Origin of the sequence: Pirellula sp. SH-Sr6A (assembly GCF_001610875.1) — a bacterium.
Classification (GTDB): Bacteria; Planctomycetota; Planctomycetia; order Pirellulales; family Pirellulaceae; genus JBKCUI01.
This window is the reverse complement of the sequence record NZ_CP011272.1, coordinates 5357642-5375217: the sequence shown is the minus strand read 5'-3', so window position 1 is coordinate 5375217 and position 17576 is coordinate 5357642. Positions and strand designations below refer to the sequence as shown.

The window sequence follows — 17576 nt, the reverse complement described above, 5'->3', positions numbered from 1 at the left end:
CGACGATTGCTTTCAACCTGTGCTCATCGAAGAAGCGTGCAGATTCGTGGCTGCGGCGCTCGTCCGAACCAACCGCGTCCCTATCGTAACTAGAAGGAATCACTTATGTCATCCGGTGAAAAGATTATTGGAATCGACTTGGGAACCACAAACTCCGTGGTCGCGGTCATGGAAGGCTCCGAGGTCAAGGTGATCCCGAATGCCGAAGGAAACCGCCTCACCCCTAGCGTGGTTGCCTTCACCGACAAGAGCGAAACGATCGTCGGTGAACCTGCTCGCCGTCAAGCTGTTACGAATCCCCGTCGCACCGTTTATTCGGTCAAGCGATTCATGGGACGACGCCACTCGGAAGTGGAGTCGGAAGAGAAGATTGTTCCGTACCAAGTCGTCGGAGGGGCCAACGAATACGTCAAGGTTCAGATCGGCGATCAGCAATTCACTCCGCAAGAAATCTCCGCCAAAGTCCTCCGCAAATTGAAGGAAGCTGCGGAAGCTTACCTGGGGCACCGAGTTTCCAAAGCCGTTATCACGGTTCCCGCGTACTTCAATGATGCTCAGCGTCAAGCCACGAAGGACGCTGGTCAGATCGCTGGTTTGGAAGTGGCTCGAATTATCAATGAGCCCACCGCCGCTGCCCTGGCCTATGGATTGGACAAGAAAAAGGATCAAAAGATCATCGTCTTCGACTTGGGGGGCGGTACGTTTGACGTGTCGGTCTTGGAAGTCGCCATGAGCGGCGATGATAGCACGAGCAAAGTCTTCGAGGTGATCAGCACCAGTGGGGACACGCACCTCGGTGGTGACGACTTTGACCAAGCGTTGGTGAACCATGTGGCAAACCAATTCCAAAAAGACAACGGCATCGACCTGCGAAAAGAACCGATGTCGCTTCAGCGTCTTCAAGAGGCTTGCGAAAAGGCCAAAAAGGAATTGAGCTCGCTTCCGCAAACCGACCTCAATCTGCCGTTCATCACCGCAGATGCGACTGGCCCTAAACACTTGCAAATGACCATCACTCGCAGCGTGTTCGAGTCGCTGGTCGATTCGTTGATCGAGCGATGCCGCGAACCCGTCATGCAAGCGCTTCGCGATGCAAAGATGAAACCATCCGACATTGACGAAGTCGTGTTGGTCGGTGGATCGACCCGTGTTCCGAAGGTGCGACAGCTCGTGAAGGACATCTTCGGCAAGGAACCACACCAAGGGGTAAACCCGGATGAAGTGGTTGCCGTCGGAGCCGCGATTCAAGGCAGTGTTCTGTCCGGTGATCGCAAGGACGTTCTCCTTCTCGATGTGACCCCGTTGACCTTGGGGATCGAAACCGAAGGTGGAGTGCTCACCGCCTTGATTGAGAGGAACACAACGGTTCCTGTGGAAAAGAAGCAAGTCTTCTCGACCGCCGCCGATGGGCAAACTGCAGTGACGGTGAGTGTCTTCCAAGGGGAACGCAAAATGGCCCAGCAAAACCGATTGCTCGGTCAATTCAACTTGGAAGGAATCGAGCCGCAACCTCGCGGTGTTCCCCAAATCGAAGTGAAGTTTGACATCGACCAAAACGGGATCCTAAACGTTTCGGCGAAGGACTTGAAGTCGAGCAAGCAAGCGAGCGTCAAGATCGAGCAATCGAGCGGTCTTAGCAAAGACGAAATCGAACGCATGCGTCGCGAGGCTGAATTGCACGCGGACGAAGACAAGAAGTTCGTCGAGCTTGCGGAAGCAAAGAACCTTGCAGAGAACATGATTCATACTCTGGAAAAGATGATGAACGAGCAGGGAGAAAAACTTTCGGCGAGCGACCGAGAGCCACTTCAGGCCGCCATCAAGAAGGTTCGCGATGCGATTACAACCAACGAGACCGCCGCAATCAAATCTGCGACCGCTGAGTTGGAACAATCGGCTCAGGCTTTCCGGGCAGCAGTGGGAGCGCAGGCCTCCAGCGCTGCACCTGCGGGTGAAGCGAAGAATCCGGACGACGATGCGATCGACGCCGAATTCGAAGTGAAGAACTAACCTTCTTGTGGTTCGCACCATGAAAGAAAACAGCAACGGGGACGCAAGTCCCCGTTTCGCTTGGTATCGCCTCCGTTATCATGTTCGGACGACGCTAATGAGTGCATCTTGAACCATCGTCACCAGACTTAAACGGAAAGAGCAGCGAATGAACATCGAAGCAACATGGCTAGGACATTCGACTTGGATGATCACCCAGGGGGACCATCGCGTATTGATCGACCCATTCGTCAACGACAACCCTTCGTGCCATGTTCGCGACACCGACTTGAACCCCACCCACATATGTATTTCCCATGGGCACTTTGACCATATCGCAGACGCAGCGTCCATCGCCAATCGTGTAGGGTGCCCCATCTACGCCAATTATGAGATCGCAACATGGCTCTCGACGCAGCATGGCGTGAAGCACGCGGTTGGGATGAACATTGGAGGGAAAGTTAAAACCGATTTCGGCACGCTCCAACTTACTCCCGCGATCCATTCGTCCGGACTTCCAGATGGATCCTATGGAGGACTGGCTGGAGGTTTGTTCCTCACGTTCGAACGCGATGAATGGAGTCATCACCTCTATTACCTTGGTGATACGGCCCTGTTTAGCGATCTCAAATTGATGCAACGAAATCGAGTCGATACGGTGATTGTTCCAATCGGGGATCTCTTCACGATGGGACTCGAAGACTCCGTGCTCGCGGTGGAATGGGTCGGTGCCAAGAATGCGTTTCCGACCCACTACAACACATGGCCCCCCATCGCACAGGACCCACACCGTTGGGCCAATCTCATTAAGCAATCCACCAGTGCGAAGCCGTTCGTCCCCGTCGTAGATACGCCTGTCATCATCGAGTAACCAAGTTAACGGTCACAGTAAGATCCGTCAGACTGCAGGTACTTTTCATCGGAGATAACCGGAAAGGTTTGTGGCTAACTATCGAGATTCCAATTTGAAATTGTCGATGGATAGACATAGACGGAAACATGTACCGCGAGGCGATCTTCTATCACACTCCAAACGGCCACCAAGTGCCGTCGCAATGCGTTTGGCGATCGCGAGTCCGAGTCCGCTCCCTGCAATACCACGACGGCGCACGTCTTGCGACCGAAAAAAAGGTTCAAACAGTCGAGGCATATCCTCATGGGCGATTCCATGCCCCTCGTCAATGACCTCGATGACCGCCTCGCCCTCTCTCTCTTCAGCTCGCACGATGATAGGCGAACCAGGGGCACTATACTTCAATGCGTTGGAAACAATGTTGTCGATCACCCTCCCCAACAAGGCAGGCGTTGCTAGTACACAAGTGGTTTTGCTCAATCGAATGTCCAGTTGCAGGTCATTGCTTCGAGTGGGCGCAACCCATGTCGCCGATTGACTCTCGAGCCAATATTGCAGTTCGATCCGACGCAATGGAGGTGATTCAGAGTCCGACTCACTCCGTGCCAGGAATAACAACGACTCGACGATCTCCTGCAAATACCGAGTCTGTCCTCGCAATAGTTCCAGATTCGATTGATACTCGGAAACACCTCGAGGACGTCGCAGCGTGACTTCAATTTGCCCCAACAGGACTGTCAACGGAGTCCGCAACTCATGCGCAGCATCGCCAGCAAAACGCCTCTGCTGATCAAAAGCAATTTGTTGTCGATCTAAAAGACGATTGAATGCTGTTCCCAGCTCGGTTAGTTCGTCGCCCGCATAATGAAATACCAACCTTGCCTTGAAGTCGGTTCCTGAAATCACTTGCGCTTGCCTAGACATGTCGGCCACGGGAAGTAATGCCTTTCGGACAAACCACCTTCCCATAAAGGCTGCAATAGACCAAGCCAATAAAGGAAGCGACGTGACAAATACTAGTAGCCGGAAGTAAATTGCGTCACGGGGTACGGAAGAGCGTCCAACCGTGACGGTCAGCTGATCAAATTCATCGGGTTCCCGTTCCAGCCGTTGGGGATTCGGAGCGACGACTCTTTCACTCATGAATATCCACCCCTCCAAGTTTCGAGTCCTCACTTCCCCATCGTCCATTCGACCCAGGAATTGGTTTTTATATGCAACCGCTAACAGACGATCATCCGCTACACGAGAACATTCGACGATCTGTACCTCATCGCCAACCACAATCCACTGAACTTCACCGAATTCGTCTTGCGTTCCAAAATGGATTGCATGTTCCTTCGGTTGCCACTTCACTTCCGTCTCTTCAACTTCGGCGGCCGCGACCAATGAAGATAGCACCCCACGAAGTTCGCTCGCGAATTGATTTTCAATGTATCTGAAAGTGACGGAATAAAAAACGAACGAATAGATACATAGGATGACCGCTAAGGCGGAGAGAAAGAAAATGCTAACGCGATTGATCAAACTCATTCGTCAACTCGCTGCAGTTCCAATACATAGCCTTGGCCTCGCCGGGTGTGAATAACACGTGGTCCGTATTTCTCTAATTTTCGACGCAGGTCTTTAATGTGGACTTCCAGTGTATTGGAGAGCCCGTCAAAGTTTTCGTCCCATACCGATTTGTAAATCCTCGTACGTGATAGTACTTGTTCTGGATTCCGAAGGAACATGGACAGGAGCGAAAGTTCCTTGGCGGTTAAATCGATCGGAGCCCCCTCGCGTGTGGCACGCTGCTGCGTTAGGTCGATGCGAATCTTCGCATACTCCAAGTGAATAGAATCGGCCTGCCCCTGCCGCCGCAGAAGAGAACGCACACGAGCAAGAAGTTCTTCAAATGAAAAGGGTTTGGTGAGATAGTCATCGGCTCCCGAATCGAGCCCTTTGACACGCTCGCTAACACCATCGCGTGCAGTTAGGAACAACACAGGAGTAGAGCGATCTCGTTGACGAAATCGCTTTAGAAGCTGTAACCCATCTTCGCCCGGAAGCCACCAATCGAGAATGATCAAGTCCCAAGTTTCGATTTGCAAACGCAACCGAGCATGATTACCGTCCGCGGCGTGGGATACAACGTAGCCTTCTTCTGTCAACCCTCGCAACAGAAAGTCGGCAATGCCTGGCTCATCTTCGATAACTAGGATACAAATGCTCATTTGATAACTTGACTCAAACAAGGAAAAAAGTGCGGTTATTGGACATCGTAATCGCCAACATGAAGCCAGCCTGAACGGAATCTAAAGTTCTTTTTATCTTCGCTAACCCTGCCGCTTCGGAAAGTGGGTTTCAAGCTGCTTTTGCGAATCGTAAAGCCAATTTCAGATTCGCTTCAGCAAGTCTTTAGAAATGGTTGCGATATTGCTCACAGACACTTTCGCTTGCGTCACAACAGATCGGAGAAGAACGATGCCACTTCTTATTATCGTCGTCCAGGGCACTGCCGCGACCACCGCTGCCATACTCATCCTTGTTTCTCTCTATGGATACGCCAAAGCCGGGGTAGATCGCTCAAACAAGTATTGGTCCCATTGTAGAATTGTGGATCCGCGATGGAAACTGGAAGGTCGAGACACAAAAGCAACACGAGTGGGCCGACTTGACCGTCGCTCCAATTAACGGAGAGGTACTCGCTGAACGTGGTGACGATCCAGTAACCGCTCGAATCTTCGCGGATCGTCTATACGACTGACATGCAATCCTTTGCACAGCATCAATCTAATTGATCTTTTATCCGTAAAAGGAGCAATTTCTGTGGCGATCCAAGTAAAAACGGGGCGATCATTCAAAGAAATCGGGCGAATCATTCGGCCCTCGTTGGCATGACACGGACCTTCACTGCATTCGTTGACTCGTGCTATCTCGCATGGTCGCTACAAAAATCGGATTACATTAGCTCGTCACATTCATAGGAAAAAAGAGGCGTTGATTCATGACACATGGAGCTGGGGTAACTGGATTCCTACTCGTACTACTGTGCTTCAGTCGCGTCGCTGCGCAATTGCCTGACGAAGTATCGGCTACCCTTCCAGCCTCAGAAGTAGACATCGAAGAAACAGAAGCCTTGGAAATTCCTCAGAGTCCTCCCACAACCGCTTCGACACTCGACGAACTCGTTCAAAGACTGCAGAACGCGGAGAAGCGGATCGCGGAAATGGAGATCTCAGAATCTGTTGACCTAGAATCGACAGAGGAATCGAAATCGACGCGCTTTCCTGACGAGTCCAAACGAAGACTCGAAGAACTGTGGTCGAATCATCAAGACAAAAAGAACAGCAACCGTCCTTCAGTTCAGATGTTCGGACGGATGCATCTGGAGGCACTAGGATTTCCAAACACATCGCCCGGTATCGCAAACTTTGAAAACCCAATCACGGGCACGGACGTTGAGGACAGGATTCAATTCCGTCGGATTCGTTTGGGCGCGCAAGGTAAAATACGGGACACGGGGCTTTATCGTATCGAGTTCGACTTAGGCAACCCGAGCCGCAGCACATTTCGGGATACTTATGTTGGGTTCGAGGAATTGCCCGTCTTTCAGACCTTGTTGATTGGAAATCAGAAGCGACCGTTCGGCCTGGATGCTTGGAATAGCAATCAACATGTTGTTTTTTTCGAACGTCCGCTGGTAATCAATGCATTCAATCCAAACTTCCGTCGACTGGGTATCGAGTCCTATGGACACTCTGACGGAGACATTCTGAATTGGCAATTCGGTGCCTTTGAACTGGAGGATGTCAAAGGTATCGGGCGGGATATCGGTAGTCCGCTGCATTTCAGCCTCAATGCACGATTCGCAACAGCACCTTGGTACGACGAAACGTCGGAGGGACGAAGCTATTGGCACCTCGGTGTCGCGAATATGTACGCAACAACGGCGTCGAGCTTAAGTGCATCTGGGAACAACGGCGACTTGGCCAGTTTCAATGTTCGACCTGAGTTGCAGACGACGAACCCATGGATCGACACGGGCACCTTGCTCGGTGCAACAGATTACAATTCCACCGGCTTGGAGACCGTACTGAACCTGGGTTCCCTTCAGTTGCAGGGCGAATACCTGACGACAACTGTCGATCGGCAAAGGGATAGCTACCTAAATTTTCATGGCGGCTATTTGCAAGCAGCCTATTTCTTAACCGGCGAATACATGCCGTGGGATCGCAAATCAGGCCGATTAGCTCGCCCCAAACCGCGTAAGAATTTCTTCGCTGTCCGAAATCGTCGAGATCCAGCCGAGACAGGTTGGGGAGCATGGCAAATCGCCGCACGTTGGTCATACCTCTCGTTGTGCGACCGGGATGTCCAAGGAGGCCGTCAAGAAGATATCACCCTTGGCTTGAACTGGTACTGGACGACTCACAGCAAGCTAATGCTGAATCTTGTCGATGGTCGAATCCAGGATCGCACACCAATCAATGGTTTTTCAAACGGAACTTTTACGGGCGCAGGCATACGCATTCTGATGGACTTCTAGGGGAGAAAAAAGAGATCGCAATACGCAAATTCTCTTGAAGCAAGTTACTTGATTTGAGCGCTTTATTTAATGCCAATTCGAGACCCCCATCTCAATTCATCGCGCCCACGCTGAAGATACTGGCACGTCGATCGAACGGATTAGGTCATCGAGGCAGCGACTTGCTGGACGGCTTGTCGAATCTTGATAAACAGCATCGACAATTCATCGTCGGTAATGGACAGAGGCGGAACAATGGGCAGGGTATTGCCGAGAGGGCGAAGCCAAATACCCTCCCGATGCAATTCGTCACACACGCGTCGGACGGCCTGGCATCCTAGCTGGTAGCTGGGGGCATTCCATTCGATCGCCCCCAGCATCCCCAAATAGTCCACGCGTTGGACACACCCCATTGACTGTACCGCACGCAGCTCCGAGTCCATTCGATCCACTCTTTCCCCCATCACTCCTTGCTCAAGTACCGCTTGAGTTAAATCAAGGGTTGCATTGGCAGCAGCCGCAGAGAGTGGATTCCCACCATAGGTATGACCGTGATAAAGGGTACGAGTCGAGTCGCCAAGGAACGCGTCAAAGACTCGCCCCGACGTCAATGCTGCACTCATAGGCAAATAGCCACCCGTTAGCCCCTTCCCTATGCATAGAACATCTGGCTGCACCGATTCATATTCGCAGGCGAACATCCTTCCACAGCGTCCCATCCCTACTGCAATCTCATCGACGATAAGCAACGTATCGAACTCCCGACAAAGAGCTGCCATCCCACTTAGAAAACCGGGTGGATGAAAGACCATGCCTGCCGCGCACTGAAGCAATGGCTCGACGATCACCGCTGCAATCTCACGGGCATGTTGCTCAAACAGGAGCCGATACTCCCTGAGATAGGATGCCAGCAGGAAATCGTTCTGGTGAGGAACGATGCGGGAGCCAGTGGGACAAGGCCCTCGTAGAACAGGGAAAAGTAGGGGACCGAACAATCGATGGAATCGCTCGACCCCTCCGACCGAAACGGTACCAATCGTATCGCCGTGGTAAGCATTTCCGAGCACGAGAAACTGGTTCCGCTCGTCTTGACCGGCCCCCGACTGCTTCCAAAACTGGAATGCCATCTTCATAGCAACTTCGACAGCGCTGGCCCCATCGCAACAGAAGAAAACGTGTTCTAGCGAATCGGGCGCCAATCGAATCAATCGATCAGCTAGTCGTATGGTCTCGGGATGGCTCATCCCGAGATTGGTAACATGAGCGACCTTCGCGAGCTGCTCGACGATAGCTTGATTGATACGTGGATGGGAGTGGCCATGCACGTTGCACCAAAGGGAACTGGCAGCGTCCAAATAGCGATTTCCTTGGATATCGATGAGCCAGTTGCCTTCTCCTCGATCGATGATCAACCCATCGTAATCAGCCATCTGCGAAAAAGCATGCCAAACGGTTTCCCGATCAACGGACTGCAGCCACCGTATCTCCTGCTCGCTGTAAGCGGACTCATCGCCTCTCAAATTCGAATGCAACATTAGGTGGATGGAATGGAGGGAATTGCAGGAGGATAAACACGGTGAGTTGCCACGTCGCGTGGAACCAATTCTTTTCCAACCGTTTCAAACCGGGTCCGCCCTTCGAACCCTTCGAATCGTGGAATGAGTGCCTCCACATCTTCCTCGATCGTTCCGAAGACACGTGTGATGCGTCCCTCGAAATAGTGAGATATTACAGCAGCAGGAATCGCGACGACCAATCCCGCCAACGTCGTCACGAGCGCCTCATAGATACCCACCGCGAGAGCATCGGCTCGGTTTTGCCCGGCTGTTAGCTGAGTCGTATCGTGAAAAGCCCGAATCAATCCCCACACCGTTCCGAGCAGACCGAGAAGCGGAGCGATCCCCGCCGAAAGATTGAGCCACCGAACATTTCCATAAGCCCGATCCGCTTCCCGCTGCAAAGTTTCTTCGACGCTCGATTTCATCTCCGTAGGCGATCGCCCTACTCGCCCCAACAGTGATCGCACTGCCACTCCTGCGGACGAGGAGTCGTTTACAACACACAGATGCACCGATCGGGGATCGACGTCCACCTGTTTTGCATATTGCCGCAGGGACCGCCTAAGCTTGCGAGGATACAACCGCCCCATACGCAACCCAATCAGACGATCGACCGTGAACGCAACCACAACCAAACTGACCAAGCCGATTGGGATCATCAAGAATCCGCCGCTGACCAACAACGACAGAAGATCAATCCGAACCTGTTTGCTGTCCGTACTCCCCGTCTCTTGTGGCTTTACCGATGCCGCCCCAGCGAGATCCTGTAACTCCCGATCGGTCACCTGCGAGAGCCCGATTGCCGCCCCCGAAAGGAAAAAAGCGATGGCGAGCAAGAGACTGCGAAGGGGAGATCGCATGATCGTTCCATCTTTCATAAGCCGAGCGGCTCCATGTTGGATCGTTTCCATCAGTAGGATTTCATTTGGAATCTCCGGCATTATATCGCGACTTCCCGAAGTTCGAGATATCCCTACGGATTAACTTGAAAAAGCGTTAGATCGCGAGATCGATCCGACACCGGTATTCTGGAAATCAAACCTTTCCCTTCGAGTTCCGCGAGCTGAATCCGATAATCTCGTTCCAACATATCATCCCACTCCGAGAAACCAAGCTCCGATGAGTCGATCAAGGCGATGTGGGTGATACGCTGTCGCTGGAGCGACTCGCGAGTCCATGGCGCGAGGCGATACGACTGCACCCTCTGTACGATCGTCCGTTGCGGAATGTCCAATCCATCCCAGTGCCCGATCAGCAGTAGGTTCCCATCGACGGGCAATTCTCCTGCGATCGTTTGACGAAGTATTTCGCGAGAATACCCATAACTCCCCAGCTTGTCATTGCGCCCCTCTGGCTCGACATGCTCTTCGAAGAGCAAACGATCCAGGCTTCCCAATAGTCGATTATCCCATCCGGGCTGGACCAGCACATTCACAAAACTTCCAGCGCCCAAACTCCCCCATACCAAGAGCCATAGCCATCCCCCTCTCATCGACAAAAGGGACTGTGCGCCCACCGCAAAAGCTGCCATCAGGAAGACGCTAAACGGAATCCAGACACGATCCGGTTGCGACAACACTACTCCGAACAATAGGAACGCCAAGACAGAGATCCCCCCCCATCGCGATTCTCGCAAAGACTTGGCACCAACGAATCCTTCTCGCAGCCAACCCCATAAACAAGTCGCTGCCCATGGGATGGAATAAAGGAAAGAAAAACCTAGGAACCGCAGAGTCGCACTCGCGACAGAGTACTGCGAATCGGAAGGGATCTGGAGGGTATAAACAAGCCACCAACCCAATGGCGCAATAAAGCACATGGTGGCAATCGCCCTTCCGCAGAAGGATCTCTTCTCTTCAGATCGAAAGGGATGGAGCCAAACATACACGATCCCCAGACACGCAGCTCCAGCAATCACTTCAGGTCGCCCTAGCCGGATCAGCTCCATCCAACTCGGAAACGAAATCAAAAAAAAGAGAGCCGTGATCGCTACCAAGACTCCACGCGACGAGGCAATGCGTATCGCAACGAGCATAACCGCAGCGCTGAACGCGAGGGACGCGAGCCATTTACCTGAAATCGCAGGTAGGTATCGCGACCGGATGATACCCCGGAGTTCTGACTGCGTCGCCACCGGATCCGCCGGCTCTTCCGATACCGCGTTCCCAATCTCTTCCCTGCGCGCTGGTTCTCGAGCGATCACCCACAACATAGCAATATCTTCCAACCCAGCCCAACTGCCTCGTGTCCCTCTGGAGCCCCAGCCGGTATCTGGACTCTCGGATAGAACCGAGTAGTTTTGCGCCCAACGATCGCGTTTTACTTCGCTATCGAGCGTCGGCAACCATGCTCCGAGAGATTGAACGAAAAGCAACAGACCGCTTGCCGCGAAAAACAAACCGGTGAGCCGACGCTTCCAAGATATCTGACTCCAGTCTTGCTGATCCGATGTTTGGTCGGTCCTCAACGGGGAGTCTCCGGGAAGACGGCACCCGCGTGTACCCGTCGCTCCCACGACGAGGACGAACGCAACAGCTAGAACCGTGGCGAGAAGCGTCTGATTGGGAAATACGAAGTACGCGACCGAAATAAGCGTACCCGTTCCGCAGTATCCCAACAGAAAACAAAAAAGCACCCGAGCGATTCGGCTTTCATTGGTGATCCGGGCCAAATCCATCCTTCGGCCGCCCCAAGCTCCCAGAGCCGTATAGATCGCCGCGCATGCGATGGACCAGAGAACCGGAGGTAACCGATCCATCAACTCGATGCGAGACAGACCGTTCGTCCATTGTTCCCAAATCCATTCTGGATGAGCGAAGAGTAACCAAGCATGATCCAGTCGAGAAAGTGCTACGACATCTTCGTGCACGCTTTGAACGGGAATCGATGGAACGAGAAGAACAGCCCCGTTGAAGAGAAACCAGCCAACGAGGAGCAGGATCACCCAAGTCCGACGAAACGCTTCGGAAGGCATTAGCATGTTGTTCAAGAAGCGTTGGTGGTTTGACTACACGTTCGTCGACGCGTTACGATCCGTGGTTGGACGACGCGGCATGGGACGGCTTTCCAAACACAATCCGTCTTCCGATCGCGATCACTGCGACGACGATCGCCCCGGCGATGACTCCCACAATCCCCTCTGCGACGATCAGCACCGGAGATCGAATCCATCCAGAAAGGTTTTCCATGGCGTGATCCAAGTTCTCAACAAAATGATGCACCCAATCGATCTTGTGAACGAGAATACCGCCACCGACGAGGAACATGGCGAGTGTCCCTGCGACAGATAGAAACTTCATCAAATAAGGAGCAGCCCAGAGAATACCACCTCCCAGCGACTGAAGACCCGGTTTCGAAGAACGCTTCCAGTAAATCCCTAAATCGTCCAGCTTCACAATCCCAGCCACCAAACCGTAGACACCTATGGTCATCAAAACGCCTATAGCGCTGAGGACCAGGAGCTTCACCAGAGAGCTAGACTCTGTAACGACGTCGAGCGAGATGACAATGATTTCCGCAGACAAAATAAAGTCTGTGCGGATCGCTCCCGCAACCTTTGATTTCTCCGCGGCAACGATATCCACCTCCGGAGTTGCTATCGCTTCCTTATGCGACTTTTGATGCGATTCGACTTCGTCGTGGGAATGCAGGAATTTATGCAGAAGCTTCTCGACCCCTTCGTAGCACAGGAACCCTCCACCTAGGATCATCAAAGGATCGATGAGGCTGGGCAAATAAATGCTTAGCAGCAATGCTGCGGGGACCAAGATGAGTTTGTTGATCGCGGAGCCCTTCGCAACCGCCCACACGATCGGTAGCTCTCGATTTGCTTGGACACCCGTAACTTGTTGTGCGTTGAGAGCTAAGTCATCCCCGAGCACGCCGGACGTCTTCTTTACGGCGACTTTCGTCAATGTGGCGACATCATCGAGAACCGATGCAATGTCATCTAACAGCATAAAAAATCCGGAGGCCATGCTGAATTCTTTCTCAGTGCGAAGGGGTGGGTCGCGAACCCATCCACAAAGGAATAGGACAACTTGCAAAACGCGATGCACAGTCTAGCGGGACCTGGCAAAAACCGTGAGCGGTACAACACCGGGCCTTACCAATTTCGTGTGAAATTGCGATGAGAATGGCTCAGTCGGCCAGGGTACCAACCAGCTCCGCAACCAATTCCTCCCGATTTTCGGGCGGTCGATAACCCAAACGTTCGATCGCATTGTGAATTCGAAAGTAGTGATCGACGCCGAGCTGTTTGGCAACAAACCGAGTCATGGGTGGCTCGTCTGATTTGCGTAGCAGCGCATAGACCCCCTCGAGCGCCGCGCCCAATGAGTAGGCCAACGCCAGAGGTATTCTCATCTTAGGTGGAGTCAGATTCGCGAATGCGAGAATCGTGCTAATCCAAGCCCAACATTCTTGCGGAGCGCCATCGGTGATGAAGTAAGGGCGACCCGCTGCGGCAGAATCTTTGTCGCTCAAACGCTGCAACGCCCCCACGTGCGCGGCTGCAGCCGCATCGACATGCACTGTATCAATCAAATTCTTTCCATCTCCCACACAAAGCAAACGACCTTGGCGACAGCGAGCGATGACGCGCGGTATGAGGTGCGGATCTCCTTTCCCCCAGATCAAGTGAGGGCGGAGAGCGCAAGTTCGCAATTGACTGGAGTCTGCAGCGAGCACCTTTTGCTCGGCAATCGCTTTGGTTCGAGGATAGTGACAAAGCCAATTCGTGGGATAAGGGACCGACTCATCGATATGACTTTGCGGCGAACCGTCGAAGGTGACGGATGGCGAACTCGTGAACACAAAATTGCCGACTTGAAATCGCTGGCAGCATGCGAGCAAGTTTTCCGTGGCTTCAATATTGGCCACCACAAAGTCCCGAGCAGGCCCCCACACCCCCGCCAACGCCGCGGTATGGATGACGGCATCGACATCTCGACAAGCCACCTCGCAGGCCGAACGATCCGCTGCAGAGCCTTGATAAGCTTCCACCCCGAGAGCTTCCATTTCCGGATATCGACCGCGGGCTAAGCCCCGCACCCGATAGCCCTTCGCCAGCAGCTGCCGGCAAATTGCCTTACCCAAAAAACCACCGTAGCCGGTAACGAGGACCTTCATCGTAAAAGAAAGGGTCTTGAGTTAGGAAAAATGGGTAGTCGAACCGTAAAAAGGGGATCGGTATGGTTCGCAAGGTGGGCCAGCCGTGTAAAGTATTACGCAATTGGATCGGTACCGCCATTGCACGAGGATCGATTTTTCCCACCCACCGAGGACTCCCCAAAGCATGTCTATGAGTTCATCTGCGAATCAAACGCCAGCCCCCATGAGCAAAACCGTTGTTTGGCTCGTTTGTATCATGGCTTCCATCGGATTTGCGTTTGACATCTACGAGCTTCTGATGCTCCCGCTGATCTTGGACTCGGCAATCGGATCGTTAACCCAAGGGAAGATGACCCCTGGGTCGGAAGATTACATTCGATGGGCTCGAACATTGTTCTTTGTTCCTGCGTTTGTAGGAGGCATTTTCGGCTTGCTCGGCGGTTACTTGACCGATTACTGGGGACGCCGACGGGTATTGACGTACAGTATTCTCCTCTACGCCTTCGCGGCCTTGGCGGCTGGTTTTACCACCAATCTTTATCAGCTCCTCCTCTGTCGATGCTTGGTGTTTGTCGGTGTTTGCGTCGAGTTTGTCGCCGCAGTCGCTTGGCTTGCCGAGCTCTTCAGCGATCCTAAGCAACGGGAAAAGGTGCTCGGCTTTACCCAAGCCTTCTCTTCGCTGGGAGGCATCCTGGTCGCGATTTCCGCTGGTCTTTGCGCATACCTCGCTCAACGGCAGTTGGTTCCCGCCATTTATGGCGTTCACGAAGCTTGGCGTTACACGCTGATTTCGGGTGTGATCCCCGCTCTCCCTTTGATCTTTATTCGCCCTTTCCTGCCCGAGTCTCCCGCGTGGCAAATCAAGAAAACGGCCGGGACACTCAAACGCCCCAACATCTTGGAGTTGTTCAGTCCTCAATTGGCAAAAACAACCATTGTTACCACCCTGATGTTTGCAGCTTCTTATGGCATCGCATTTGGAGCGATTCAACAACTACCGCAAATTCTGAAGGCCCCGGTTGGAGGTCATAAAGAGATCCTGGCGGTCGGGAAGGCAGCTGTAGCGGAAGCCAAAGAGAAAGCGGCGAAGGAAGGGCAACCGGAGTTGACCGAACAACAAATCAAAGCGATCGCCCGTACCGCCAATGATGGTGCAGCGGCTGAGGTCGCGAGCATGCAAGAAATGGGAGGTCTCCTCGGCCGCGTCGCATTCGCGCTCGTCGCACTCCTCGCGATCACGCGCCGCGATCTCTTCCGAATGTTCAGCTGGCCCGCCCTCATTTTTATCCCCGTTTTCTTCTGGTGGATCTCTACGAGCCTACAAGAGGAATCGCTTGAGACGATTCGCTGGGGGATCTTTATCGCAGGTTTCCTCACCGTTGCGCAGTTCAGCTTCTGGGGCAATTACATTCCGCTGGTATTCCCCGTCCATTTGCGGGGAACAGGTGAAAGTTTTGCAGCCAACATCGGTGGCCGGATTATCGGTACCTTTGCGGCGTTCTTAACACTGACACTCTCCGAATCAAAACCACCGAATCCTGCTCAGATCGCCGTCGTCGGCGCTTGCGTGGCGGGAGGTTACGCATTGGTCGGGGCAGTGCTTAGCTTCTTCCTACCTGAACCAGGACCTGAAGCAGAAGAAGCGTAGAGCAATCTATGAGCTCTCTCGTCGAAAATCTTTTTCAAACCTTGGAAGGGGCACGAGCGATCGATCAGCTCCTCCAAGCCCCGCTTTCCGCTTGGCTCTCACACGTGGGCTCCAAGTCTCTTGTTCTAATGCAAGGAGCCAAGGGGGCTTGGAAGAAGTCGCTGCAATTGGGAGTTTCGGCACCAGAACCTCCCGATTGGAACTCCGCCAGTGAAGCGCTCGATTCCCGATCGGCAGCAGAGTCAGGCATTTGGTCGTATTATCCCCTCCACAGTGAGACCCATCGCGACCTCGTGCTGTGCTTGCACCCTCCCGTCTCTACGAAACTACGTGCGGACGTGGAAACCGATAGCGTTGCCATCGCGCGCGCCATCGATATCTGGCATCGACAACAGCAAAAGTCTCGCGAAGTCATTCGGCTCAACCAAATCCTTAATGTCGCCGCCGATTGGCACTCTCATCAAGATCTTGATCGGCTGCTCCAAGACATCGCGCAAGCGGCGACACGATTGCTCAAATGCGATCGCGCCAGCATCTTCCTTTGGGACAAGTCCGCTCGCGAACTCGTGGGGCACCCAGCACTCGGGATCGAAGGGAAACCGCTTCGCATCGCCGATGACAAAGGGGTCGCGGGCGCGGTTCTAAAGAGCCTTCAACCACGCCGCTGGGACCGCTCTGACCCTCGCGACGAAGTGGATCGGCGTGTCGATACGAGCAGTGGATATCGCACCGACTCCTTGCTGGCCGTCCCGTTGCTCGACCCACGTGGCAAACCCATGGGTGTCTTTGAAGTCATCAACCATGCCGATGGTCGCTTCGACAATCAAGATGAAATCGATTTGCTGGAACTCGCTCGACACGCATCCGCCGCACTTGCCAATACACAGCAGATGCAGCGATTGGTTCAAACGCGTGATCGCCTCACGCGAGATGCCGTCCAGCAAGTGCAGTTGATCGGCAATTCTTCAGAAATGGAATCCTTGAAAAAGACCATCGAGAGAGTTGGCGATACCGACCTCGCGGTCTTGATCCTCGGCGAAAACGGTACCGGTAAGGAAGTGGTATCGCGACAAATCCACTACCAGAGCAAACGACGTTACGAACCGTTCATCGCAGTCAATTGTGCAGCCATCACCGAAACACTGCTCGAAAGTGAGTTATTCGGACACGAGAAAGGTGCCTTCACCGACGCGCATGAAACGAGAACAGGGAAGTTTGAGTTGGCCTCGGGTGGAACCTTGTTCCTCGATGAGATCGGCGACATGAGCTTGGCCGGCCAAGCCAAATTGCTGCGCGTTTTGGAAGAGAAAGTCGTCGTCCGTGTCGGCGGGTCAAACACTATCCCCGTCAATGTACGGGTGATCGCCGCTACCAATCAAAACCTAGTGGAATTGGTTAGGCAGAAGAAATTTCGCGAAGACCTTTACTTCCGCTTGACGGTGGTCACGATCAATCTACCACCGCTCCGACAACGAAGTTCAGATATCCTCGAGCTGGCCGATTTTTTCATGGCCATGTTTTGTACGAAGATTGGGCGCCCCAAGCCCGCTTGGAGCGAGAATGCCAAACGTCGATTGCTTGCGCATGATTGGCCAGGCAATGTTCGAGAGCTTCGCAATATCGTCGAACGGGTTGCCTATCTATCGACCGACGATGTCGTGCATGACGAGGCGATTGACTTCGTTCGCTCCCCTCGCTCGCAGCAGTCGTCCGAGCCCGGAGGAATCGATTTGCACAAGTCGCTCGCAGACGCTACGGCCGACTTCCAGATCCGGTATATCGAGGAGCAAATCAAAGCTTCGCATCGCAACGTCACCCAAGCGGCGGAGCGAATGGGTCTTCAACGATCCAACCTCTATCGCAAGATGAAACAGCTGGGAATGAATCAACCCGAAGGGGGATAAC

At 53.3% G+C, this 17576-nt stretch carries 12 protein-coding genes; 5 read left to right on the top strand and 7 right to left on the bottom strand.

The features are described from left to right. Nucleotides 1–105: 105 nt before the first annotated feature. Both dnaK and VN12_RS20935 read left to right on the top strand, forming a co-directional pair. A complete protein-coding gene (gene dnaK / locus VN12_RS20940) occupies nt 106–2010 on the top strand; it encodes a molecular chaperone DnaK (protein WP_146678627.1) in 1905 nt (634 codons plus the stop codon). Nucleotides 2011–2158: 148 nt separating this feature from the next. After that, nucleotides 2159–2860 (top strand): metal-dependent hydrolase, encoded by a 702-nt coding sequence (locus VN12_RS20935; RefSeq protein ID WP_146678626.1) that lies wholly within the window; start codon nt 2159–2161, stop codon nt 2858–2860. Nucleotides 2861–2938: 78 nt separating this feature from the next. Here the strand turns inward: VN12_RS20935 and VN12_RS20930 are convergent, their stop codons facing one another. Next, nucleotides 2939–4375: an ATP-binding protein gene (locus VN12_RS20930; protein ID WP_146678625.1), complete on the bottom strand. Its 1437-nt coding sequence runs from the start codon at nt 4373–4375 to the stop codon at nt 2939–2941. Then, the gene (locus VN12_RS20925) at nt 4372–5058 is read right to left on the bottom strand and encodes a response regulator transcription factor (protein WP_146678624.1); all 687 of its coding nucleotides are present in this window, start codon (nt 5056–5058) and stop codon (nt 4372–4374) included. The genes VN12_RS20930 and VN12_RS20925 overlap by 4 nt, the downstream gene beginning before the upstream one ends. Nucleotides 5059–5831: 773 nt before the next feature. Here VN12_RS20925 and VN12_RS20920 point away from each other — a divergent pair. Then, the gene (locus tag VN12_RS20920) at nt 5832–7373 is read left to right on the top strand and encodes an OprO/OprP family phosphate-selective porin (protein WP_146678623.1); all 1542 of its coding nucleotides are present in this window, start codon (nt 5832–5834) and stop codon (nt 7371–7373) included. Between the two features lie 140 nt (nt 7374–7513). Here the strand turns inward: VN12_RS20920 and bioA are convergent, their stop codons facing one another. The 5 genes from bioA to VN12_RS20895 form a co-directional block, all read right to left on the bottom strand. Next, on the bottom strand, nt 7514–8887 hold the full coding sequence (gene bioA / locus VN12_RS20915; protein ID WP_146678622.1) for an adenosylmethionine--8-amino-7-oxononanoate transaminase: 1374 nt from the start codon (nt 8885–8887) through the stop codon (nt 7514–7516). Continuing rightward, nucleotides 8887–9822 carry a MotA/TolQ/ExbB proton channel family protein gene (locus VN12_RS20910; protein ID WP_205855107.1) on the bottom strand — a complete coding sequence of 312 codons (936 nt, stop codon included), beginning with the start codon at nt 9820–9822 and terminating at the stop codon, nt 8887–8889. The genes bioA and VN12_RS20910 overlap by 1 nt, the downstream gene beginning before the upstream one ends. A 62-nt stretch (nt 9823–9884) precedes the next feature. Further along, nucleotides 9885–11891 carry a hypothetical protein gene (locus tag VN12_RS20905; RefSeq protein WP_146678620.1) on the bottom strand — a complete coding sequence of 669 codons (2007 nt, stop codon included), beginning with the start codon at nt 11889–11891 and terminating at the stop codon, nt 9885–9887. Nucleotides 11892–11937: 46 nt separating this feature from the next. After that, on the bottom strand, nt 11938–12888 hold the full coding sequence (locus VN12_RS20900; protein WP_146678619.1) for a DUF808 domain-containing protein: 951 nt from the start codon (nt 12886–12888) through the stop codon (nt 11938–11940). Nucleotides 12889–13051: 163 nt separating this feature from the next. Continuing rightward, nucleotides 13052–14041, bottom strand: coding sequence for an NAD-dependent epimerase/dehydratase family protein (locus VN12_RS20895; protein ID WP_146678618.1), 990 nt, complete (start codon nt 14039–14041; stop codon nt 13052–13054). Between the two features lie 172 nt (nt 14042–14213). Here VN12_RS20895 and VN12_RS20890 point away from each other — a divergent pair, with 172 nt between their 5' ends. Both VN12_RS20890 and VN12_RS20885 read left to right on the top strand, forming a co-directional pair. Further along, on the top strand, nt 14214–15671 hold the full coding sequence (locus tag VN12_RS20890; RefSeq protein WP_315850175.1) for an MFS transporter: 1458 nt from the start codon (nt 14214–14216) through the stop codon (nt 15669–15671). 8 nt (nt 15672–15679) lie between these two features. Beyond that, entirely contained in the window at nt 15680–17575 is a 1896-nt protein-coding gene (locus tag VN12_RS20885) for a sigma-54 interaction domain-containing protein (RefSeq protein ID WP_146678616.1), read from the top strand. The last annotated feature ends 1 nt before the right edge of the window (nt 17576 follow it).

Bases quoted from the DNA above. Each gene is read 5' to 3' on its own strand.
- dnaK (WP_146678627.1), top strand. From the start codon at position 106: ATGTCATCCGGTGAAAAGATTATTGGAATCGACTTGGGAACCACAAAC.
- VN12_RS20935 (WP_146678626.1), top strand. From the start codon at position 2,159: ATGAACATCGAAGCAACATGGCTAGGACATTCGACTTGGATGATCACC.
- VN12_RS20930 (WP_146678625.1), bottom strand. From the start codon at position 4,375: ATGAGTTTGATCAATCGCGTTAGCATTTTCTTTCTCTCCGCCTTAGCG.
- VN12_RS20925 (WP_146678624.1), bottom strand. From the start codon at position 5,058: ATGAGCATTTGTATCCTAGTTATCGAAGATGAGCCAGGCATTGCCGAC.
- VN12_RS20920 (WP_146678623.1), top strand. From the start codon at position 5,832: ATGACACATGGAGCTGGGGTAACTGGATTCCTACTCGTACTACTGTGC.
- bioA (WP_146678622.1), bottom strand. From the start codon at position 8,887: ATGTTGCATTCGAATTTGAGAGGCGATGAGTCCGCTTACAGCGAGCAG.
- VN12_RS20910 (WP_205855107.1), bottom strand. From the start codon at position 9,822: ATGGAAACGATCCAACATGGAGCCGCTCGGCTTATGAAAGATGGAACG.
- VN12_RS20905 (WP_146678620.1), bottom strand. From the start codon at position 11,891: ATGCTAATGCCTTCCGAAGCGTTTCGTCGGACTTGGGTGATCCTGCTC.
- VN12_RS20900 (WP_146678619.1), bottom strand. From the start codon at position 12,888: ATGGCCTCCGGATTTTTTATGCTGTTAGATGACATTGCATCGGTTCTC.
- VN12_RS20895 (WP_146678618.1), bottom strand. From the start codon at position 14,041: ATGAAGGTCCTCGTTACCGGCTACGGTGGTTTTTTGGGTAAGGCAATT.
- VN12_RS20890 (WP_315850175.1), top strand. From the start codon at position 14,214: ATGAGTTCATCTGCGAATCAAACGCCAGCCCCCATGAGCAAAACCGTT.
- VN12_RS20885 (WP_146678616.1), top strand. From the start codon at position 15,680: ATGAGCTCTCTCGTCGAAAATCTTTTTCAAACCTTGGAAGGGGCACGA.